Source organism: Paraburkholderia sp. BL6665CI2N2, assembly GCF_004366535.1.
GTDB lineage: Bacteria > Pseudomonadota > Gammaproteobacteria > Burkholderiales > Burkholderiaceae > Paraburkholderia.
On sequence record NZ_SORC01000001.1, the window covers coordinates 4,212,894 to 4,234,749 of the forward strand.

General features: G+C 60.9%; 15 protein-coding genes and 3 pseudogenes. 12 read left to right on the forward strand and 6 right to left on the reverse strand.

Going from position 1 to position 21,856, the window contains the following annotated elements; all coding sequences use genetic code 11:
• Positions 1-293 precede the first annotated feature (293 nt).
• Positions 294-512 carry a lytic transglycosylase domain-containing protein gene (locus B0G81_RS45405; protein WP_262413625.1) on the reverse strand — a complete coding sequence of 73 codons (219 nt, stop codon included), beginning with the start codon at positions 510-512 and terminating at the stop codon, positions 294-296.
• A 263-nt stretch (positions 513-775) separates the two neighbouring features.
• Here B0G81_RS45405 and B0G81_RS18755 point away from each other — a divergent pair, with 263 nt between their 5' ends.
• On the forward strand, positions 776-1,210 hold the full coding sequence (locus B0G81_RS18755; RefSeq protein WP_134137945.1) for a phosphate-starvation-inducible PsiE family protein: 435 nt from the start codon (positions 776-778) through the stop codon (positions 1,208-1,210).
• 864 nt (positions 1,211-2,074) lie between these two features.
• Here the strand turns inward: B0G81_RS18755 and B0G81_RS18760 are convergent.
• Positions 2,075-3,202: pseudogene (locus B0G81_RS18760) on the reverse strand (IS110 family transposase).
• A gap of 1,217 nt (positions 3,203-4,419) precedes the next feature.
• On the opposite strand from B0G81_RS18760, the gene B0G81_RS18770 reads away from it, so the two are divergent.
• Positions 4,420-4,983, forward strand: coding sequence for a PAS domain-containing protein (locus B0G81_RS18770; protein WP_166679022.1), 564 nt, complete (start codon positions 4,420-4,422; stop codon positions 4,981-4,983).
• A gap of 901 nt (positions 4,984-5,884) precedes the next feature.
• Here B0G81_RS18770 and B0G81_RS43700 read toward each other — a convergent pair.
• Positions 5,885-6,028 carry a hypothetical protein gene (locus B0G81_RS43700; protein WP_166679023.1) on the reverse strand — a complete coding sequence of 48 codons (144 nt, stop codon included), beginning with the start codon at positions 6,026-6,028 and terminating at the stop codon, positions 5,885-5,887.
• Positions 6,029-6,099: 71 nt separating this feature from the next.
• Between B0G81_RS43700 and B0G81_RS18785 the strand changes: the two genes are divergently transcribed.
• Both B0G81_RS18785 and B0G81_RS18790 read left to right on the forward strand, forming a co-directional pair.
• Positions 6,100-6,306 (forward strand): DUF6494 family protein, encoded by a 207-nt coding sequence (locus B0G81_RS18785; protein ID WP_116120373.1) that lies wholly within the window; start codon positions 6,100-6,102, stop codon positions 6,304-6,306.
• A 247-nt stretch (positions 6,307-6,553) separates the two neighbouring features.
• Positions 6,554-7,696, forward strand: a pseudogene (locus B0G81_RS18790) (IS30 family transposase); the annotation flags it as partial.
• 176 nt (positions 7,697-7,872) lie between these two features.
• Here the strand turns inward: B0G81_RS18790 and B0G81_RS43705 are convergent.
• Positions 7,873-8,055: a hypothetical protein gene (locus tag B0G81_RS43705; RefSeq protein WP_166678904.1), complete on the reverse strand. Its 183-nt coding sequence runs from the start codon at positions 8,053-8,055 to the stop codon at positions 7,873-7,875.
• Between the two features lie 147 nt (positions 8,056-8,202).
• On the opposite strand from B0G81_RS43705, the pseudogene B0G81_RS44725 reads away from it, so the two are divergent.
• From B0G81_RS44725 to B0G81_RS18830, 8 genes and pseudogenes are all read left to right on the forward strand, one after another.
• A pseudogene (locus tag B0G81_RS44725) lies at positions 8,203-8,313 on the forward strand (IclR family transcriptional regulator); the annotation flags it as partial.
• A gap of 277 nt (positions 8,314-8,590) precedes the next feature.
• Entirely contained in the window at positions 8,591-8,992 is a 402-nt protein-coding gene (locus B0G81_RS44730) for an IclR family transcriptional regulator C-terminal domain-containing protein (RefSeq protein ID WP_243856529.1), read from the forward strand.
• Positions 8,993-9,513: 521 nt separating this feature from the next.
• Complete coding sequence (locus tag B0G81_RS18805; RefSeq protein ID WP_134137949.1) at positions 9,514-10,434, forward strand: LysR family transcriptional regulator; 921 nt, start codon at positions 9,514-9,516, stop codon at positions 10,432-10,434.
• A gap of 95 nt (positions 10,435-10,529) precedes the next feature.
• Entirely contained in the window at positions 10,530-11,939 is a 1,410-nt protein-coding gene (tcuA, locus tag B0G81_RS18810; protein ID WP_134137950.1) for an FAD-dependent tricarballylate dehydrogenase TcuA, read from the forward strand.
• Positions 11,926-13,140 carry a tricarballylate utilization 4Fe-4S protein TcuB gene (gene tcuB / locus B0G81_RS18815; protein WP_279590536.1) on the forward strand — a complete coding sequence of 405 codons (1,215 nt, stop codon included), beginning with the start codon at positions 11,926-11,928 and terminating at the stop codon, positions 13,138-13,140. Before tcuA ends, tcuB begins: the two co-directional genes overlap by 14 nt.
• A 65-nt stretch (positions 13,141-13,205) precedes the next feature.
• Complete coding sequence (locus B0G81_RS18820; RefSeq protein WP_134143162.1) at positions 13,206-14,522, forward strand: MFS transporter; 1,317 nt, start codon at positions 13,206-13,208, stop codon at positions 14,520-14,522.
• A 219-nt stretch (positions 14,523-14,741) separates the two neighbouring features.
• The gene (locus tag B0G81_RS18825; protein WP_134137952.1) at positions 14,742-16,040 is read left to right on the forward strand and encodes an ATP citrate lyase citrate-binding domain-containing protein; all 1,299 of its coding nucleotides are present in this window, start codon (positions 14,742-14,744) and stop codon (positions 16,038-16,040) included.
• 10 nt (positions 16,041-16,050) lie between these two features.
• Positions 16,051-18,750 carry a CoA-binding protein gene (locus B0G81_RS18830; RefSeq protein WP_134143163.1) on the forward strand — a complete coding sequence of 900 codons (2,700 nt, stop codon included), beginning with the start codon at positions 16,051-16,053 and terminating at the stop codon, positions 18,748-18,750.
• Between the two features lie 91 nt (positions 18,751-18,841).
• On the opposite strand, the gene B0G81_RS18835 is transcribed toward B0G81_RS18830, so the two are convergent.
• Both B0G81_RS18835 and B0G81_RS18845 read right to left on the reverse strand, forming a co-directional pair.
• Positions 18,842-19,555 carry a reverse transcriptase domain-containing protein gene (locus B0G81_RS18835; RefSeq protein WP_243856531.1) on the reverse strand — a complete coding sequence of 238 codons (714 nt, stop codon included), beginning with the start codon at positions 19,553-19,555 and terminating at the stop codon, positions 18,842-18,844.
• Between the two features lie 936 nt (positions 19,556-20,491).
• Entirely contained in the window at positions 20,492-21,619 is a 1,128-nt protein-coding gene (locus B0G81_RS18845) for a hypothetical protein (protein WP_134137953.1), read from the reverse strand.
• Positions 21,620-21,856 lie beyond the last annotated feature (237 nt).

Below are 21,856 nucleotides of genomic sequence, written 5' to 3' on the forward strand. Positions count from 1 at the left end.
ATCGCGGTGCGGTAGCGAAGTGCCACTGCGCAGCGGTTGGCACGACAACCCACCGGCTACGGCCCACGGTCTGTGAACAACGAAACCGCGTTACGCGTGCGTCAGATCATTCGACGCCTTGGGAGACAATCCGGCGCCGCGCCTGGAAATCGTGCAATGCAGGTCGAGCAGCGCGGGAAAGGGACTCACCCCCTGCGCAGACCGATCGCAAACTGCCGCATACTGAGCGCGACGCGACGCGCGTAGCCCTTGCTGCCGCCGCTGTAGCGCATTAATGCCAGATTCAGATCGCCTTACGTCGCGTCGAGATAACCACGAAGGATCGAAGAGCCGATGCGCACGTTCTCGGCGGGGTCGGACAAGTCCTTGTTCAGCGCGACCACCTGCGGATGGGCGGTCGGCAGAACCTGCATGAGGCCTTTCGCACCAGCCGCGCTGATCGCGTGACGGTCGAATCCCGATACTATGCCAAACCTGTGGCGACTCTGTGACGCAGCTGTGCGCCACGCCAATATGCTACGTTACATAGCGGCGCCTCGGGGTGTCGTTTCCCAAAGAGCGGGAGACAGCTGCAAATGGGCGCTGCCCGTTTGATCCGCGTGAAGCCCGCAATCTGTGCTGCGTCCATCGGCACTGGTTCACTATCCCTCTTTCTCAACGGCACGTCCTGCGCGGTCACACTGCGTCCGCTGCAGGCGTGGCAAGCACTCGGTGCACTGGTACCGACGAGCCGCTACGTTCCAATACCATTCCAACCCCACGAGGAGCAATGTGCATGAAGTATGAAGGCGCTCTGCACCACAGCATCAAGAGGCGGCTCGAGCAAGTGATAGAGATGGCCGAACTGGTCGGCTTGCTGGTCATCGGCATCGGGACCGCCCTGGCGATGGGGCACCTAATCTGGAACATGGCGGACTCCGGCGACGTTACACTGACCGATCTGCTGCTCATGTTTCTATACCTCGAAGTGTTCGCCATGGTCGGGCAGTACCTGAAGGCGGGGCAATTGCCGGTGCGCTTTCCGCTCTACATAGCGATGGTCTCGATCGCGCGCGACGTGATCCTGCGCGCTGGCGCGAATACGGAGCTGCATCTTGTCGCCTCGGCCGGCGCCATCTTGCTGATAGCTCTAGGTGTGCTGTTGATTCGTTATGGAGAGTCCAAGTATCCAAGCGATACCAACGAACGGCCTGACGAGGAGGCGCGTTAAGCGGGCACTGGAGATGTCGGTAGTCGCGGGACAACTCCGCGTTGTTTTCACCGAGGTCTGCATGTCCGCGCCCGCGGGTGCGTCGCGGTGTGAAGGGTGCCGGAGAGACGGCCACTTTGCGCTAACTCTGCGCGAGGGACTGACGCGGGAGTGGCGTCGCGGTTATATGGATCGAGCGGGCGAAGTACGCCCGATACTTGAGCGCGAAGAAAGCCAGTCCGTCGTTGGTGCGACTGGCATTTTATTTTGGACGCGCAGTTTTCAAAGAACGCTTATGAATTTCGACTTTGGGATGGATACGCGATCGGCTGAAGTCGGACCCACTTCTGCCGTTGGACGCCTCATCATGTAGACGGCAGCTTTCGAGGGCGCAACGGTCATCCGTGCCTCCGCGGCTGCCGATACGCTCTCGGCCTTTGCGTACGGTCGCGCAGCGTTGGCCAAGGTCGACCGTTCGGCGGAAGGTAGCTCCAGACAGGCGCTTTTGATCGTGACCCTCTCCGTTCACTTCATGAGCGTATCTTTTTCGCTGAGCCGCGTCGGTGGCGCGCCTGGCCCCAACCTTGGCCGAGATCCTGATATGACTTTCGCAGTCAAGTACCGCAAGGTTTTGTTCTGAGCGCCTATCGCTTTTAGGGAATCTTCTGGGGGCGGCGCAGCCTGTAACGTCGACGGTGGATCCGGCTGATATCCGTGGGTTGGTTACCACATTACAGGGTTCCGTCTTGTGAACCTGCCGCACTCTATGGCCAAGAGTCTGCCTCGGAGGCTGTCTCGTAGGATCTTCGCGGATTGTTCACGGACCGTGCTGCGCCGTCCTCAGGAGACTGTTCCCCCTCCGTTGAATGTGGGATGGTGCTGTGATCAGTGCGTGTGTGGTTGCGGGTCGGGCGTAGGTGAGGTCATTCGCGCGATGTCCCGCACGAATGCGGCCAGCTCCCGGGCGATGGCGATCACGGCAACGTTGGGATGCTTGCCACGGGCGACCAGTCTGCGATACCGCTTGCACAGCCGCAGCTGTGCGTCCCACGCGCGGCCGACGATCGCCTTGGGCAGTCCATCATGGCGTTGCCGGATGGCGGGGCTGACCTTGGCGGGGTGACGGTACGACCAGGCCGCTTCAACCAGCAGGCGACGCGCACGGCTGTTGCCGGCCTTTGTGATACTACCCAGCCTGCGCCTCTGACGGGAGGAATGTTCGGATGGCGTAAGTCCAAGCCACGCAGTCAGCTGCCGCGGGTGATCGAAGCGTGACAGATCACCGAGCTCGGCAAGCATGCCGATCGCGGTGGTGAACTGAATGCCCCGCAACGCCTGAAGCGTTTGGACTGTCGGATAGAAACGCCACTGCGGCGCCATTTCGCGCAGCGCCGTCTCCAGCCGGGCGCACTGGGCAAGACGGTCTTCGATCGTCCTGCGATGTTCCTCGAACGCGAGTTGCTGCCAGGGTGAATCGAACGAATAGCCGCTGATCCAGCGCCGGTGCACCGGCCCTCAGTCCGAGCGGCCAGTGTAGCGCACGTCATGAACCAGCAGGAAGGCCTTTAGGCGTTGCCTTGCCTGCTTCAGATCCTGTCTGGCGTGCCCCCACGCGCGTACCAGGTCACGGAACGCCTCGTCCTCGACGGTCGGCACGTGCACAGGCGACAGATCTCCCGCGCGCAGCGCGCGTACGAGTTTCGCGGCATCGCGGCGGTCGGTTTTGACACGTTCCCCGGGCTTGCGGGGAATCAATGACGGCGAGCAGACCATGCACGGGTAGCCCTTCGCAGTCAACTGGCGATGAATGCAGTAACCGCAAGGGCCGGCCTCATAGACGAACACGACATTCGACGCTTTTGACTGCATGCGCTTGCACAATCGATCGATATCAGTCACGCGAGGCGCAATCTTGCCGAGGACCTCTACTTCACCAAACCCGACGGAATACGCGACCACGATCGAGTCCTTGTGGACATCCAGGCCGACAAACACAGTGCTATCGTTATTCACGCTTTGCGACACGTGTCGCCGTCTGCCGGACGTAAACCGGTTGAGGTATTGGATGGCAAAGCTCCTCCCTGTCTTGTCGCACTCCGCCGCCATTGCTATTTGCGGCAGAGCTGTGACCTGCTGTACGACCAGCAGTTGCCTACCAGGACATGCGCGATGGGTAACTGTCGGGTGTGAAGCTCTTGGGACAATGTACTTTCGAATGACGGCTCATCTCGGTGACGAGGGGGCCGACACTGCAAGCAGCAACGCGGTGTGAAGGCTAGGCAAGTTCCGAACGCACAACGTAAGTGAATTGCCGCTCGAATCCTCGAAAAAACGGACAAGCCAAAGCTGCTGATAGGCTTGAACCAAAAGGTGAATGGCCGGTTACTTCCTTAGCGTGTGGAAGTACGTCGTCGAAGCGCCATCGGGGAACAGGCAGGTGCTAACCGGATAGGCCCACCGACGTGGGTCGGCAAGGATGGGAACGTGGTAAACCCGATTTCTCGCCTTCATTCCAGTGAACCGGTATGAAGGCAGGCAATCCGCAAGGAAAGCTGTTGGGGGAGCGGGCATGGGATTGCGGAAAAAGCGAACGGCGGCCTGTAATGGGCCGCATAAGGGTTCAAGATTTGCCCTGACCTGAAAGGGTGCCCACTTCCGCATGGTGCAGCTGTCGTATGCCATCGTCTGAGATTCGACGAGAGGAAGCCTGGAAGAGACCGGTATCACTGCGGTTCGGCGCCTCTCGCCTTGCAATACGGTGAATCAACGATGAGACGTATGCGAAGTCCATGTGTAGTCAACATGGTCGGTGTCTGGACGACACTTAACGCTGTGCTTGAGCGCAGTGCGGTGAAAGTCGCACGCTGCGTTCTTAGGGGGCGGCGACGCAGCAATGCGTTGCTGCTACCCGCCGACCTCCAGCCGGAAACAGGCTGTTGAGTATTGGCTTAGACCATACTCTTGCGGCTCTGGCATTCGTTGCTAACCCGCGTTTCATCTCCGCGCGGCGGTCAGCCTCGTACGCAGCGAAAGTCATACTGTCTATGGCGCCGCAGTGGTCGACGTGTATCCTGACCAGATGCATGCTGCTGTAAGCGTTGCTGGAGTTGCCGTCTCGTAGATTGCTTTTCGAGCGCACCTGCCCAGTTAAGGCGGAGAACGAAGCATCAAGCAAGGAGGGCCGCCGAATGATACGAGGTGGACCGCAGTACCATGAACAAGCCACTCTCTTGGCGAGCCTGGAACGAAGTCAAGCGGAGTGCGGCCAAGTCCGGCGAGAGCGCGAGGAAGCTCGCAAGACCGCCACGGAGGCAATTTGCGCCCGCGACGAGGCAGTCCGGGCCTTGCAGGATAGCGAGCAACAGTATCGCGATCTGACCGAGGCGTTGCCCCAACTCCTCTGGCTCACGCGGCCCGACGGCTGGCATGTGTACTTCAATCAAAAATGGTGCGCTTACACGGGTCTGACCTTGGAGGAGAGCAACGGCCACGGCTGGAACCATGCCTTCCACCCCGACGACCGCCAGCGCGCCTGGGAGCGCTGGAAGCAGGCAACCGAGACAGGCGAGGCGTACGAGATCGAATACCGCCTCCGGCGTGCGGACGGCAGTTACCACTGGGTTCTTGGCCGCGCGCTGCCTCTGTGCGATGCCTCCGGCCAGGTCGTCAAGTGGTTTGGGACCTGTACCGATATCGACGACCAGAAACGGGCCGTACCAGAAGTCCACGCTCCAATACCCGCTTGTCATGAATCAGTCTTAGCCACCTTGCGTAAGCCCAGATCCGCTCGTTGAATGTGCTTACAGCCTCCACTTCGTCGCCCGCGACACCTTCATCGCCGGGATTGCCGTTGCCAACCGCATCACTCGTGGTGCTCAATATTCCCGAAGGACTGAGCGCGACGATGTTCGCGACGATAGTGGCTTACCATGGAAATCGCCGCAATTACTAGCACCAACGAGCCGATCATAGTTCCCATCAACGATTCACTCATTGCACCCCCCTCGTTACCTCCCATCTGTGATGTCGACCGGCTGAGTTCCTTGCAGGTGTAACTATCTATCATCGCGTTGAACGATTCGATCGAACGAGTCCCGAGGGTACGTTCCGGGCGCGTCGACCCTGGATCATGATGACGTGTTGCGTGCCAAGGCGTTGCATGCGTAACCCGTGATTTCTTGACGTTGCCAAATGAGATCTGATGTGGCGTATGACGTTCACTTCGGGCCAAAGGCTCCGGCATGCCGCGACGCGGAACCATCCATACGTAGGGAAGGGTTAGCGGGGCGCGTGGTAATCGGCTGGCCGTCAGAACCCCTTTGGCGAACGGGCTAAAAATTACTCCCCGCCAAACCAATTGGCCTTTATGTATTATTTATGCGTTCTGCGAGGAAAGGTAACATTTTTCCCTTGACGAAGATGGGACATTAAACTGCCATCGCCGATTCCGCGAACATCAATGAGAGGAGTTGCCATGGTTCTATATCGCCACGGCGCAGTAATTCAACCCTGCGTCACGAAGCATGGCAAAGCCTTTGTAGCGCGTGCATCAATCTTAGCGGAAGGCGGTGAAGCTACTTCACTCGGGAATCTCGGAGAGTTCGCGAGTCAAGAATGCGCTTTCGCGTTTGCCGCGCGCAGTGCCACTGCTTTCGTGGATGGCGAATCCCTGCCGCGCTCACCTTTTGAACTAGCTCAGGCCGCGTAGCAGTCGCGTAACGTGGCGGCAAGATCACGTCCCTCGCCGATGGAGCAGTGAATGCGGAAGTCGAACTCACCACCCTCGGCGGCGACAAGATCGTCGCCATCGTCATCGGGGGCAGTTGCTCTCGATAGCATGTCGATGCCCGCCGGCTGGGCTTAACTTCACTGTCGGGAATCTCTCCTTCATCGGAAAATGGGAGCTGTCAATGAATGAAGAAGTCTTCAACCTCAGCATACGCAAGTTCTTAAAAATGGTTGGCGTCAATTCGCAGCGCGAGATCGAGCACGCGGTAGCCAAGGCCCTTGCTGACGGCACCATCGCAGGTACGGAATCGTTTCCCGCAAAAGTAACGCTGGAAGTTGCAGGGCTGAAGCTGAAAGTGGAGTTTGATGGCGAAATCACGCTCCAGTAAGTGCGAGATGACGTTTTCTGCACGGCAGCCGCGACGACTATCGGCAAAGGTACGCGACGGTTTTTCGACCAATGTGCCTTCGGCGACGTCAACCGCGAAGGATCGCTGTCGCCAAAGGCAGGCACCGGGCCATCTACTGCCCTTCGACCATGCTTTCGTTCGGGCATTCGAACGTCGGCTTTACCCGGCGGATTCAACCGGTCGATGCAACACAATGAACGTCGCATGAGCGGCGGGGTCGTTGCAAATCATACAGAGGCGCCGGATCTATTACAGCGAAAGCCAGAAAGCATTGATGTGGGAACGCTGGCGTAAAGGCGAGTCGTTGCAGCACATCGCCCAGCTATTTGCCCGCCGTCACTCGTCAGTACAGAGAATCCTGGCGCAAACTGGAGGAATCCAGCCTGCACCTCGCCAGCGATCCAGGCTGGCGCTGACGCTTGCCGAACGCGAGGAGATTTCGTGAGGCCTCGTCGCGGGCGATTCGATTCAGTCAATCGCCCGGCGACTGTCGCGATCACCGTCCACGATCTGTCGCGAGATCAAGCGCGACAGTGGGCAGGCCGGCTATCGGGCCAGCCACGCCGACCAGCTTGCATGGGATCGGTCGCTGCGCCCGAAAGTCTGCAAACTGGTCGAGCACCGGATGCTGGCTCGTATCGTGGCCAACAAGCTCCAGTTGCAGTGGTCGCCCAAGCAGATTGCTGGATGGCTCAAACGCGCCTGGCCAGGCAGCGAGGGCTACCGCGTGTCACACGAGACCATCTATCGCAGTCTTTTCATTCAGGAACGGGGTGCACTGAAGAAGGAGTTGCCGGAGCATTTACGGCGCACCCGGGCCATGCGCCGCTCGCGCCATCACACGCAGAAAACGGACGATCACAGCAGGATCCGTGACGCGGTATCAATCCGTGAGCGCCCCGCCACTTTGGAAGGCCGCGCGGTGCCGGGGCACTGGGAGGGAGACCCTCCTGTGTGGCAGCGGCGGCAGCCAGATTGCAACGCTTGTAGAGCGTCAGACACGCTATGTAATGCTGGTGAAGATCGCGAGCAAGGACAGTGAATCGGTTGCCAATGCGCTCATCAAACACGCTGGAAAGCTGCCTCAGGAACTCTATAAATCGCTTACGTGGGATCGGGGAACAGAGATGGCGGACCACAAACGGTTCACCATCGCCACCGACATTGCCGTGTATTTCTGCGCTCCCAAACACCCCTGGCAACGCGGCTCGAATGAAAACACCAACGGCCTGTTAAGACAGTACTTTCCGAAAGGTATCGACTGTCGGTTTACTCACAGACTAAACTCAACGCCGTGGCACGAAGGCTCAACGAGCGACCACGAAAGAGACTGAATTACGGAACATCGGCTGAACGATTCCATCGAAACTATTGCATCGACCGGTCGAATCCGCCCTCCGACACACGACCTTCATTGCATCTTGCGCAGGTGTTCACATGCCGTCAACACCCATTGCGTGGAGTTGTCGGTGTGGATGGAATAGATCGGAATACAGAGGAATGTGGCGGAACAAGAAATATTTTTTGGATTTACCTCAGTTCCATTCAATGCACGTGGACTTTCACGCACTCATTGCTCACGCACACGAACGTCAGCGGACCAGTCAGCGGCGTGACCACAGCAATGCGCACCTTGCCGTTCTGCGCCTGCGCGGCGCCGAAGGCACCCCACAGGCAGGCAGCGCTCAGCGCCACAGTGGTCCAGCGACGCATGTTTCGAGAATTCATCCTGTCTCCTTCTGGTTGGGCCCGGTTCACTCGGTGCCGATAGCGCCCTGTGATGGATGTCCAATTAACATAACATTCCAGGGCACCACTCGACGAATTGTTGTCTAATGGCCGGACACAAACCAGCGCTTTGTCCACTAATCGAACTTGAAAACAAGCTCCGATGCAGGCTCACTCAAGCGGGGAGTCGTTCTGCTGAAACTGCTGGCGACGGCCGGCAACCGCGGACTCGCACTGTCGGAACTGGCGGCGAAATCGCAGCTATCGCATCCCTCGGTGCATCGCCTGCTGCGCCAGCTCGCGGCCGAGCGGCTGGTGATCCACAACGGCGAGACGCGGCGCTACAAGCTGGGGCCGCTGGCCTTCGAGCTGGGCGCGGCCGGCTCGACGATGCATGACATCCGTGACCTGTGCGAACCGGCAATGAACGCGCTGGCCCAGGAGACCGGCGACACGATCTACCTGGTCGTGCGCAGCGGCTTCGATGCGGCGTGCATGCACCGGCGCGAGGGCGAATTCCCCAATCCGCGCCCTGGTGCTGGAGGTCGGAAGCCGACGCCCGCTCGGCGCGGGCGCGGGCGGACTCGCCATCCACTCGGCCATCGGCGACGAGGAGCGCGCCGAGATCATCACCAGGGTGGCGCCCAGTCTGTCCGCTTTCGGCAAGCTGTCCGCAGAAGATCTGGCCGAAGCCTGCGAGCAATCACGCGAGATCGGCGCGGCCGTGATTCAGAACCGCGTCACTCTCGGCGTGCGGGCTGTCGGTGTCGCCTTTCGCGACTCGATGGATCAGGCAGTCGGCGCATTGAGCGTTGCGGCCCTGACCCAGCGACTGAATCAGCGTCGCACCAACCAGGTCGCGGAGATGCTCCTCAGTGCGACAAGGTCCGTCGAAATCTCAATGCGCAAGCGCGCAACCAGTCTGCCTCATCCTTGATGAGAGCGCGGCACGCCGCACGAGGAGAACAAGGCATAGAAGCAATCAGCGATCAGGCGCGGAAAATGGGAGGAATGGACCATGATCCTTGCCGTCTCCGTCCCGCCTCATCACTTCGCCCGACTTGCTTCCTTGGAGTGCTGCCTTTCCGCTTCTGGCTGTCAGCCGAGGAATTTACGTCGATCGAGTTACGACACCTTCGCTACTTCGTCGCCGTTGCAGAAGAACTCAACTTCCGCCGCGCTGCCGAACGAGTGCACATCGACCAGACTCCCCCCTGGGGGTCGTCTTGATGGCGCGTTCCATAGCCGCCTGACAACCCGCCTGCGGATCGAGCGATCTCGGTCCGAACCGGTCTACCTATTGAAGAGGACAGGCAGAAGCGCAACGCCAGGACCGATTGAGATCCCGAGCTTATCGGCTTCCCGACCAATCAAAGAGTTACGTTGCGGGCGCGTTTCGTTTGCCCTTTTCCGTTGCTCTGCGAGAATGCAGCCCATGCAAAGGCTCCGGAGAAACGCATGGAATTGCGACAGTTACGATATTTCGTCAGCGTCGTGGAGCACGGAAGCATGGGCCGCGCGGCGCTCGAACTCGGCGTGGTCACGTCCGCGCTGAGCCAGCAGATCAGCCGGCTGGAGAGCGAGCTGTCGACCCGTCTGCTGCAGCGCACGTCTAGCGGCGTTGTGCCAACCGACGCAGGTCTCGCGTTCTGGCGGCAAGCGCAGCTTGCACTGCGTCATGTCGACGATGCAGCACTCGCCGCCCGCCAGGCCCGTCTTTCGGGCCATGTGAGCGTAGGCCTCGCACCGAGTACGACGGGCGTACTGGGCCTGACCTTCATGCAGGCGATGCGCGAACGCTACCCCGATGTCCGGCTGCGCATGGTCGAGAGTTTGTCGGGGTATCTTGCTTCCATGCTTGGCGCGCGACAGATCGATCTCGCGATCCTGTTCCACGAGGAGCCGGCCCAACGTTGGAGCGTCATACCGTTGCTTGACGAACGGCTGTTCGTCATCGGCACCAGCACGCTTCACGGCATGCCTGCCGGCTCACAAGTCCACATCGCGAAGCTCGGCGAGCTGCCGCTAATTCTGCCGAGCGGCTCACACGGCCTGCGCGCGCTGCTGGCCGCCTCATTCAAACGCGCAAGGTACGAGCCGCGTATCGTCGCCGAAGTCGATGGCCTTGCCATGCTGATGGACGCGGTGCGCGGCGGGCTTGGGGCAACGATCCAGCCAGGCGCGGCGCTGGCGCGCCCGGAAAACGCGGCTCTAGCGAGCGTCCAGATCGCGGATGCCGACGCGAGAAGACCGAACCTGATCGTCAGCGTCTCCGATGACGAATTGTCGCCCGCCGGGCTCGCTGCGCGGGTCGTGCTTGCCGATGTCGCCCGGGCGGTCGTAGCCGAAGGCCGCTGGCCGGGCGCGACTCTGCGCTAGAGGACCCTTCACGAAAACTGAAGCCCCCTTGCCGCTTTGCTGATGGCGGCGGATGTCGTCGTCTTCTACAGTTCGTCTCAAAGGAGACAACTGAGATGATCGACGTTCTCATCATAGGCGGCGGGAATGCGGCGCTATGCGCCGCCATCATGGCCCGCGAAGCCGGCGCCTCCGTGCAACTGCTCGAATCGGCACCCCGAGAATGGCGCGGCGGCAACTCCCAGCACACACGAAATCTGCGCTGCATGCATGATGCGCCCCAGGATGTGCTGGTCGACGCCTATCCCGAAGAAGAATACTGGGAGGACCTGCTCAAGGTCACTGGCGGCGTGACGAACGAGCATCTGGCGCGTCTCGTGATCCGTGCGTCGTCCAGTTGCCGGCCGTGGATGCAGAAGCATGGCGTGCGGTTCCAGCCTCCACTGTCGGGCGCGTTGCATGTGGCCCGGACCAACGCGTTTTTCATGGGCGGCGGCAAGGCGCTGGTTAATGCGTATTACCGCAGCGCTGAAGCGTATGGCGTCCAGATCCGCTACGACACCCCGATAGATGCCATCGAGCTCGATGGCGACCGGTTCGTCGCTGCGAGAAGCGGCAAACAACGTTTTGAAGCACGCGCGTGCGTGCTGGCAGCCGGCGGCTTCGAATCCAATCGCGAATGGTTGCGAGAGGCCTGGGGCCAGAATGAACGCGGCGAGTGGCCCGCCGACAACTTCCTGATTCGCGGCACCCGCTTCAACAAGGGCGTATTGCTGAAATTCATGATCGATGCGGGCGCGGATGCAATCGGCGACCCCTCGCAATCGCATTGTGTGGCAATCGACGCACGCGCGCCTTTGTATGACGGTGGAATCTGCACCCGGATCGATTGTGTATCGCTCGGCGTAGTCCTTAACCGCGACGCGAAACGCTTCTATGACGAGGGCGAAGACTTCTGGCCAAAGCGGTACGCGATCTGGGGCCGCCTTGTGGCGCAGCAGCCCGACCAGATCGGCTACTCGATTATCGATGCCAAGGCCGTCGGCCGATTCATGCCGCCGGTCTTCCCGGGTGAAAGATCCGACACACTTCCGGAACTCGCCCGAAAACTGAAGCTGCCCGAGTCAACTTTCGTCAAGACGATCGACGCGTACAACGCTGCGTGCAGGATCGGAACGTTTGACCATACTGCGCTCGATGACTGTCACACCGAAAACCTGCTGCCACCGAAGACTCACTGGGCGCGTCCGATCGATACGCCGCCCTTCTATGGCTATGCGTTGCGGCCCGGCATCACGTTCACGTACCTTGGCCTAAAGGTCAACGACAAAGCGCAGGTGCATTTCGGTGGACGCCCAAGCGACAACCTCTTCGTAGCAGGCGAAATGATGGCCGGCAATGTGCTCGGCAAGGGTTATACGGCGGGCGTCGGCATGTCAATCGGCACTGCCTTTGGACGCATTGCCGGCGCTGAAGCGGCAGAGGCCGCTACCCAACACAATGGAGTTCACCGTGCACAAGCTTGAAGCGCTGGCTCGCGAGGCGCAGGAACTCGCGTCGCCTCCCTCCGGCATCCATCGCTCCATGAGCGAGCCGCCGTCCCCGGTCATTCGCGTTCTTCCGTTGACCGACAACGAAGCTGAAGTCGCAAGACAGATGCAGATATGCAATGCCTGCCGCTATTGCGAAGGATTCTGTGCAGTCTTTCCGGCCATGACGCGTCGACTTGAGTTTGGCAAGGCCGACGTCAACTATCTCGCCAACCTTTGCCACAACTGCGGAGCGTGCTACCACGCATGCCAGTACGCTCCGCCGCATGAATTCGCAGTCAATGTACCAAAGGCGATGGCTCAGGTTCGGATAGAGACCTACGCCGAATACGCGTGGCCGTCCTTCATGGGCGCGCTTTACAAGCGCAACGGCCTGACCGTCTCGCTCGCGCTTGCAGCCGGTCTCGCGTTTTTCCTCATTCTCGGCGTCTGGCTGAAAGGGTCACTCACCGCCGAGCGCATGGGCGGAAACTTCTATGCTGTGTTCCCGCACAACCTGCTGGCTGCGCTTTTTGGAGCGGTATTCGGCTTTGCGATCCTTGCACTCGGAGCCGGCGTGACGCGATTCTGGCGTGATGTGTCCGCCGGGACGGCGGCCTCGGTTCCCGCCGTCGCCGAGGCGACGAAGCATGTGCTTGGACTCACTTACCTCGACGGCGGGCATGGAGACGGCTGCAATGAATCAAGCGACGCGTTCACACTCGCGCGCCGCCGCTTTCACCATTTCACGTTTTACGGCTTCATGCTGTGCTTCGCGGCCACCGTCGTCGCAACCTTCTATCACTATGCGCTGGGACTGCACGCTCCCTACGCGTTCTTCACCCTACCTGTGCTTCTCGGCACTACGGGCGGGATTGGCCTGCTTATTGGGCCGACGGGGCTGCTATGGCTCAACCTGCGCCGCCACCCGAATCACGGCGATGCGAAGCAGAAACCGATGGATAGAGGCTTCATTGCGCTCCTCCTGCTCACCAGTGCAACCGGCCTGGCGCTTCTGGCCTGGCGCAACACCGCTCAAATGGCATGGTTGCTCGCGGCACACCTGGGCGTAGTCATGGCGCTCTTCGCCACGCTGCCGTACGGCAAATTTGCCCACGGAGTCTATCGGTCGGCCGCGCTCCTGAAGTCGTCGATAGAAAAGCGCCAAGCCAATCCCTCGCACGCCGGGTCCGACTGAACGCAAACCGGTCGTACGCTGTCGACCGGCCGTTAGCAATAAAAATACATCCATGGAGACAAATCATGAATCCCTCATCGTTAGCGGCGAAAGATCCGCTTAGCGCTCGCACATCAAAGTTCAGCGCAGTCCTGCGCGTCACCAGCGGCAACTTTCTGGAACAGTTCGACTTTTTTCTATTCGGCTTTTATGCCACCCAGATTGCCAGGGTGTTCTTCCCTTCTGGTAGCGAGTTCGCATCGCTGATGTTGACGTTTTCCGTCTTTGGGGCGGGGTTTCTGATGCGACCACTCGGCGCCATCGTGCTTGGGGCGTACATCGACGAAGTCGGCCGCCGTAAGGGGCTCATCGTGACGTTGTCGATCATGGCCAGCGGCACGATCCTCATTGCATGCGTGCCGGGATATACGACGATCGGCATGCTCGCGCCTGCACTGGTGCTGGTGGGGCGACTCCTGCAGGGCTTTTCGGCCGGTGCCGAACTCGGAGGCGTCTCGGTGTATCTTGCGGAAATGGCGTCCCCAGGGCGCAAAGGTTTCTATACGAGTTGGCAATCGGCGAGCCAGCAGGTCGCCATCGTGGTCGCAGCGGCGCTCGGCTATTTCCTTAACAGCTGGATGACGGCGAATGAGATTGGCGCGTGGGGTTGGCGTATTCCGTTCTTCATTGGCTGTGCGATCGTACCGTTCATTTTCTTCCTGCGGCGCTCATTGCAGGAGACGGAGGAATTCAAGAAGCAGCGCCATCATCCGCGCGTCGGCGAGGTGTTCCGAACGATGCTGGCGAACTGGCGCACCGTCTTTGCAGGCATGCTGCTCGTCGCGATGACGACCACCACCTTCTATCTGATCACCGTGTACACCCCGACTTTCGGCAGGACGGTGCTCAAGCTCACGACTGCGGACAGCCTGCTGGTCACTATCTGTGTTGGCATATCCAACTTTATCTGGCTGCCGATCGGCGGTGCGTTGTCGGATCGTATCGGGCGCCGGCCGATCCTGATCGCGATCACACTGCTTGCCATCTGCTCGTCATACCCGGCTCTTTCCTGGTTGGCGGCAGCGCCAAGCTTTGGCCGGATGCTCATGGTGCTGCTGTGGTTGTCGTTCTTTTTCGGGATGTATAACGGCGCGATGGTCGCGGCGCTGACTGAAGTCATGCCGGCCAACGTGCGCGTCGCTGGTTTCTCGCTCGCTTTCAGCCTTGCAACCGCCGTTTTTGGCGGATTTACTCCCGCCGTGTCGACCTATCTCATTCAAGTGACCGGAGACAAGGCGGCGCCCGGCTACTGGTTGAGTTTCGCTGCCGTATGTGGCCTCGTCGCGACGCTTGTGCTCTATCGACGAGGCGGTGCAGCCGAGCGATCGGCGACCCTCGCCTGACGAGTCGCGCAAGGCACGCACCTCGTCGCGTGGCCCGCGGCGGCGGGACCAAAGTTTATATGCGCCCGCTCCGAATGATCGGGTTTCAACAACATTTGCTCGCGGATCGCCGCGTCCCGGCGAGCCGTCATCTCGCGCCCGAATTCACCGCTGTCCGCCCGCAACATGCTGTTCTGTAAGCAGGCGAAGTGGATTGCTTAAACTTCTGGAGACATTTCCATGCAAATCACCGGGATGTTGCACGGCGCGCGCCTGCTGCAATTCGTGGGGTTTCCGGCCAGCGAAATCTTGGGTCCGAGCGCCAGCGAAGAGGAAGTCAAGGCGCTGATCGACCGTCATCGCCAGATCTTCATCAAGCCCGTCTTCAAGGGCGGTGTCGGCAAGAAAGGCAAGGCAGGTTTGCTTGGCCGCGCGACCGACCTGAAGACCGCGCTCGCGGAAAAGGAGCGGCTCTATTTCGCCGAGCATACCGTCGGCAACATCAAGGCGAAGGCAAATGGCGTGACGTTCGAAGCGGGTGTGCCAGCCGAGCATGAAGTCTATTTCTCGATCACGGATTCCACCCGCTTTCGTGCACCGACGATGACGCTTTCGCACGTGGGCGGCATGGACATCGAGGAAGTCGACCCGAAACAGGTGGCGATGGTGCCGTTCGATGCGCTGACCGGCCTGAAGGCGTTCGTCGTAGCGAATGCACTGAGCGAGATCGGCGCGCCGAAGGAGATCATTTCGCCGCTCGTGCAGCAGTTGCCGAAACTCTGGGAACTCTTTCACGACTTCGGCATGACGACGCTGGAGTTGAACCCGATCCGCATGCGCGAGGACAGGCACGGTCGCCTTACGCCGGTTGCGTGCGACTTCAAGTGCGGCTTCGAGCGCGACGATCCGCGCTGGGCGCGTCTTGGCCTGCCGCCTCATCTGTTCGCCGCCGATTACTCGGATTTCGAGCAGGAGATCAACCAGCTTCGCACCCATCAGGGCCAGAGCGACGTATATGTCATCAACGAGAAGGGGACGATCCTCGCCCCGACCTTCGGCGGCGGCGCCAACTCGCTCGTCACCGAAATGCTGGGTGACGCCGCGATCATCTCGTCGGATTTCGGCGGCAATCCGCCTTACGCGAAGATGAAGGAAGTGGCGCGCATCTGTTTCAGACACTGGCTCGAACAGGCGAACGTGCTCTTCATCATTGGCGGCAAGTCCAATAACACGGACATCTACGAGACGCTGCGCGCCATGGCCGACGCTCTGCGCGAGCACTTCAGCGAGCACAGCCCGACGCCGCTCTATGTCGTGCTGGGCCGTGGAGGTCCGAACCTCGTGCGCGGCATGTCGGCGCTGAGGGACACCTGTGATTCGCTGGGCCTGCCTTATCGGCTGTTCGGCTTCGACTCTGACATCAGCGAAGTGATCCAGTACGCACGCCAGGCGGATGCCTGGATGCGCGCCGGTGGCCGGGCCGAGATCGCAGCACGGATTGGTGCGTCACCGAGGCAAACCGGAACGGCTCATGCCTGAGGAGATCGACATGTACAAGCAAGGCAGCAATACGTTCAAGTATTTCGTTGGCGTCAACTCACTCGCACAGATCGCCACGCGCGAGGATCGCGTGTGCGTGCTCAACATCCTGGGCGGTGAGTCGTCGGACGTGACGCCCGTGAGTCACGCCTTCTCGGGCGGTAACGTCGTATTCGGCACCGCGCCGGGCAAGGGCGGGCAAGTGCTCCCGACGCCGGCCGGCGACATCCCGGTGTACAACAACGTCCGCGAGGGGCTGCAGGCGGGACACCGGTTCAACTGCGGCGTCGTTTACCTGCCGCCGTCCGCGGCCCGCGACGGCGTCGCTGAACTGATTCGCGTGAATCCCGAGTTGCGGAAGATTTTCATCATCACCGAGAAGATCGCGGTCCATGACGCCCGCGAAATCCGCGCGATGGGCCAGCAGGCGGGCATCGACATCTTCGGCGCGAACGGCCTCGGCGTCGCCGATTCGTGGAATCGCGTGAGGATCGGCGGAGCGCTCGGCGGCGACAATCCTGACGATTCGTTGCGCAAGGGCTCGATCGCGATCTTCTCCAACTCCGGTGGTTTCAGCACGACGATTGCGCAATACCTGCGCATGGGTGGCTGGGGCACGTCGACGGTCATCTCGAGCGGCAAGGACGTCTATATCCACTATGCCGCGCCGGAATTTGCGTTCGCACTCGCCAACGATGCGCGCAGCAAGGCTGCCGTGCTTTACTGCGAACCGGGTGGCTACTACGAGGCCGATGCGGTCTTCACGAAGCCAGTCGTCGCGTGCGTCGTGGGACGGTGGAAGAGCCGCCTCACGCGGGCAGTCGGCCACGCCGGCGCGATGGCCGGCGGCAACGACGATGCGCAAGCCAAGGAACGCTGGTTCACGCAGAAGTTCGGCGTCGCGCGCCTCTTCACGCCGGATGATCCATGCTGCTCGACGAAGGGTGCCGTGGTGACGAACATCGCGCACATCCCGGCCGCTCTGAGCGCCGTGATGCGCGCCAACGCGACCATGCCCGATTTCGAGTCGGAGGGCAGTCTCGCACTCAAGCCATGGTTCGGCTCCGATCAGGGCATCGCGCTGCCGGACGGCCTCGCGATTCCAGTCGTGGAAGCTGTTGCGCCGTATAACGAGCAGGTCCATCAGGTGAATCGACAGATCGGCGTGATCGCTCCGCGCCAGGCGCTCAAGGACGCATCGGGCGCGTCGCAGATGGACGCTGAAACGCAAGTGAGCAGCCTGCACGGTGCGTCGATGCTGGAGGCTGCGACGCGTTCGCTCGAAGCGAACGTCGGCCTTGCCCTGCTGCGCGAATTCGGCGGCGAGAACGACGAAAAACTCATCGATGTGGCGATCGCCGCATTCGTCAATCTGCACGGCAGGCCGGAACTCGCGGCGGCGCAGGCAGCACGCGAAGCGGAGAACGCCCCGAATGCAATTCTCGCGGCTGCGGCGTCGATCGTCGGGCCGAAACGTCAGCGCGCGGCGCGGGAGGCGACCAAGTGGCTGATCGATCGTTTTGCGGCCGCCGGTCTTGCCGACGCGCTGAATGAAACCTTCGACGTCGCACGCATCGACGCAAGCGGCTGTGAACAGTTCTTCGCCGACTCTCACGATCCGCTCGCCGAAGCAATGCTCGCGGGACTCGCCGCGCGCGGCGCGAAATCGGCGTTCGTCCGCTGGCTGACGTCGCAGCCCGCTCACCCGACCGGCGACGCGGTGCTCGCCGCGATCACGACGACGCTGGCGTGGGGCCCGCTCATGCGCAAGCGTATCTCGCGCGTGACCGCCGAAAGCCTGCCCTGGTGGAGCATGCTATTTGGGACGCTCATCGGTGCATCGGCCGATGCGTCCCGGCATGGCCCGGACGGTTTCTGCGGCTTCTCCACCAACGAATTGCTGAACGAGCGCAGTCTGACCGAAATCAGCTTCGCCGCGCTGCTCAACCTGAAGCCCGGCTCCGACGACCTGTTCGCCTTCAAAACGCTCGTCGGCCTGCTGCTCACCAACGGTCCGGGTGCGATCTCGGCGCAGGGGGCGAAGGGCGCGGTATCCGCCGACGGTCCGGAAGGCCCCGAGCGCGTGCAGCTCAACAAGGCGCTTGTCGGCTTTCTCTCGCATACCGGCTATACGCACGGCGGGAACGGGTACGAGGGCATCGCGTTCCTGATTGATGCTTTCAAGGAAACCGCGCTGGACGATCCGTCGAAGCCCGGCCACGGCGTGGACCTGCGCTCGCTCGCCGAGCGCTCCGTCGAGCGATACGCGCAGTACAAGGCGCGGCAGAAGCATGCGGGCAGCCTCGACATCGCGAAGCTTCCGGGCGTGAATCATCCAGTGTTCAAGGACAGACCGGTCAACCACGACCCGCGCGAAGTGTTCATCGCGCAACTGTGCGAGAAGCGCGGTGAATACAATGTGTTCCATGCGTACTATCGCGAGCTGGTGCAGGTGTTGTTCGACTCAGGTGTCTCGCGCAACGTCTATTGCGTCAATGTCGATGCGGTGATCGCCGCATTGCTGCTGAAGATGCTGTGGCAGCCGCTGCGACGCGGTGAATTAAGCGAGTCCGATCTGGAGACTGCCGCGTTCACGATCTTCCTTTATCCGCGCATGCTCGGCTGCGCTGCGGAAGTCGACGATCATCTCAACCGCGGACGCAACATGGACACGCGCACGCCTGCGTCCCAGTGCCGCTTCGTGGCCTGAGCGGCGTCTTACCGGCGCAATCGCGACCTGGAGGTAGAAGTTGAACGCGAGCGCTCCGGTGCCATGCTATTCGGCTACGGTGCCAAGAGTCTCACTTCATCCAGAAGCTCACAGACGAAATTCGAAGACAGGCTCGCGCGATGCATCGTAACGATGGCCGCCATCGCCAGTTCCGTGCGGCGCCCGGGTCGTTCGCCGGAACGTCACTGGTTGCTATACTTCCAAAGTAGTCCGCGAGATCAGCGTCAACAACGTCCGTTTGCCCTCGATGCAACCGCTCCTCCACCTCGATCACCGCCTGCTGGGCATTGCGGCCCGCACGATAAGCGTACTGCTCCGGTGGAAGGTCCGCTTCGAAGATCGGTTCGAGCACCAGCATCGCTGCTGTCATGCACACCCGATCCCGCAGGGTCGAGATACCCAATGGCCTCAGCTTGCCGTTGGCCTTCGGGATAAACACTCTTCTGATAGGGTCCGGCCGGTAAGTCTCCTGCCTGGGCGCAAGCGCCAGTTCGCCGAGCCACTTCTGCACCCCGTACGCTTCGACCTCCGCGAAGTCCTGTCGATCGACACCCGGTGCGCCCTTGTTCGATCGACACTGTGCGTACGCATGCGCCAGCACATCCTCGCGATAGATCTTGTCGTACAGCGCGTAAAAGCGATACCCGGCTTCTGCCTTCGCTTTCGCGTGTAACGCCATCTGCAGCTTCTGAACACGAATCGGAGTTGATAGGTTGCCCAATCTCCACGTCCTCACTACGTATTGCGTCTGTCTTGAACTGAGGCCCCTTCCCTCCACCGGCATTACCCGGCTTCACCGGTACTACGGGCCTCTCCGTCATCCCAAGGCGCCCGGCCTGTCCCTCGCGGGCGTCCGGTTGGTCATCCCTGACCACGCCGAGGGACTTCCCGTGTTGCGTACGCTTTCCTTGTGTACATGCTGTCGCCACTACCCCGGCGCAGCGACTGGGCGTCCAGCCTGCTCATTCACCCAGTCGTATCAGCCTTCCCCGATAGGGTTGCCGGGTCGGCCTGCGCATCGTCCTTTTCGAGGTTTGCTCGGCGTTCACTCGCGTTACGGCCTGCACACTCGCGCTGTCACCTATTCGTGACACGCATTACCAGAGGCTTCAGCCACTTCGTTACCTCCATGACTGCTCCAGTTGCTTCCGGCTGGAGCGGTTGCCGGGCGGGGCTTGCACCCGCTGGAAAACGCCGCCTTTTCACGGCGCACACCCCGAACGGACGTCGTAGGCGCGTACTGCCTATGACCGCCTTCAGGCTAGAACGGGCATCGACGGACTGAGATTGCGCCGCGAAAACGGACTGCTATCCTTTGGATAAGGAGGTGCCAAAATGGGCAAGCATGGAGCACCGCATCCGGCGGAGTTCCGGGCTCGCATAGTCGAGCTGGTGAAGCGGGGCGAACGCCTGAGCAACTGGCGCGTGAGTTCGAGCCTAGCGTGCAGACGATAACTAACCGGGTGGCGCGCAGACTGACATTGATGCCGGCGTGTGTCACGACGGTTTGACCACGGCTGACCGTCAGGACCTCGCACGTCTGCGCCGGTGGGTCGATTTCGCCAAGCATGGCGAAGGGTAGCAACCGTTCGACCCTACCGCCATATGAAGGGCCGGTCTGGTTCGGCGATCGGCCGTCCGGCCATTTTGCCTGACTGGTTAGGATAGTTTCAAATGTCAGGCCTACGAACGGTTATTCCCCTGAGTATGAAGAGAGGCGTTAATCATCCATATATTCAAGCGTGGCCGGGTCGCTGAAGCGGAAGATTGCGTACCACGGATTGGTCAGCGCGCCGCCTCTCACGACCGTGCGGCAGCTGCCCGACTCGGGGCTGCAACGCCAGACTTCGCCTTGTCCCGGCACTGGCGAGATGGTGTAGCCTTCGGGTCCAAGCATGGTCGGACCGCGCGCGATCGGAGCGAAGATGTCGCCCTTGGGTCCCATCACGATGACTTGCGCCGACGTCCGGTAATGCTTCAGATCGTCATATTCCGAACGCCCCAGCGGAATGAAGCCGCTCTGTGTCTGGCGCTTGACATCGATCCTGAGCAGGACATCCAGCTGCGTCTTGTCGCCGCTGTTCTTCCGAAAACTCGTGACCCAAAGATCGCCCTTGCGATCGAACAAGATACCTTCGGGCCGATGCAGGAGCGGAGCGCCTTTCAGGTGCGACACGATCCTCTTGTCGAATTTATCCGTGCGCGGATCGAAGCGCAGCACGTATCCGGCTTCCGGGTCGTATTCGGCACCGACGCTGGTCGGACAGCCGAACGCGGTGACATACAGATAACCATCCGGTCCAAACACGAGTCCGCGTGGATGGAAGCCCGGCTTGCCGTCCGCCACGAACCCTTCGATGCTGAGGTCGGCCACCCACGCGTGCGTACGGCCGTCGTATTTGCGGATATGGCCGTCGGCGCACGGGCCGGTCTCCAGACCGAACTCTGCGACGTAAATCATGTTGCCCGGCCCGCGAACTACGCCACGCGGCGCGTAGGGCGGATTCGGATCACCGCTGGAGACGACCTTGCCGGCGAATTCCCCGCTTCTGCCGTTGTAGCTCAGCACTTCGCCGCTGAAGGGCTGATTGACGTTCTGGTTTACGACCAGCAGCCTGCTGCCGCTGAAAACCATGCCGCGCGGCCCGCGCAGCCCGCCCGCCTGCGACTGCACGAACGTTTGACAACTGCCGCGCTGGATGTCGCAGCGCTGGATCGTGTCGTTGGTGGTCTCGCCGATGTAGATGTCGTCATCGCCATAGCCGTCGCCATTGCCGGCCAGCGACACCGATGCAGACGCACCTAAAACGAGACCCGCTATCGCGGCGAGGCAACGCATCATCTTCATTGCGAACTCCTTTATATCGGGTTCCTAATCATTTAGGCAATGCGGTACACACCGGCAGACTCGCCATGTCTGCGCTGCCGGAATGAAAGAGATGTTAAGGAATCGACCTGCAGTGCTTCTTGTTTTGATTTAATCTAGAAGCCGGCAAGGGCAATGTCAAGAAAAGGAAAGCGGGTGTTCAGCACGAACGCCCGCTCATGAAAGGAGGCCCGCGTTGTGAGCAGTGCTCTTCGAGGA

Coding starts and splice junctions, on each gene's coding strand:
- B0G81_RS18755 (WP_134137945.1), top strand. CDS start 776: ATGAAGTATGAAGGCGCTCTGCACCACAGCATCAAGAGGCGGCTCGAG.
- B0G81_RS43700 (WP_166679023.1), bottom strand. CDS start 6,028: ATGCTATCGAGAGCAACTGCCCCCGATGACGATGGCGACGATCTTGTC.
- B0G81_RS18785 (WP_116120373.1), top strand. CDS start 6,100: ATGAATGAAGAAGTCTTCAACCTCAGCATACGCAAGTTCTTAAAAATG.
- B0G81_RS43705 (WP_166678904.1), bottom strand. CDS start 8,055: ATGAATTCTCGAAACATGCGTCGCTGGACCACTGTGGCGCTGAGCGCT.
- B0G81_RS18805 (WP_134137949.1), top strand. CDS start 9,514: ATGGAATTGCGACAGTTACGATATTTCGTCAGCGTCGTGGAGCACGGA.
- tcuA (WP_134137950.1), top strand. CDS start 10,530: ATGATCGACGTTCTCATCATAGGCGGCGGGAATGCGGCGCTATGCGCC.
- B0G81_RS18820 (WP_134143162.1), top strand. CDS start 13,206: ATGAATCCCTCATCGTTAGCGGCGAAAGATCCGCTTAGCGCTCGCACA.
- B0G81_RS18825 (WP_134137952.1), top strand. CDS start 14,742: ATGCAAATCACCGGGATGTTGCACGGCGCGCGCCTGCTGCAATTCGTG.
- B0G81_RS18830 (WP_134143163.1), top strand. CDS start 16,051: ATGTACAAGCAAGGCAGCAATACGTTCAAGTATTTCGTTGGCGTCAAC.
- B0G81_RS18835 (WP_243856531.1), bottom strand. CDS start 19,555: ATGCCGGTGGAGGGAAGGGGCCTCAGTTCAAGACAGACGCAATACGTA.
- B0G81_RS18845 (WP_134137953.1), bottom strand. CDS start 21,619: ATGAAGATGATGCGTTGCCTCGCCGCGATAGCGGGTCTCGTTTTAGGT.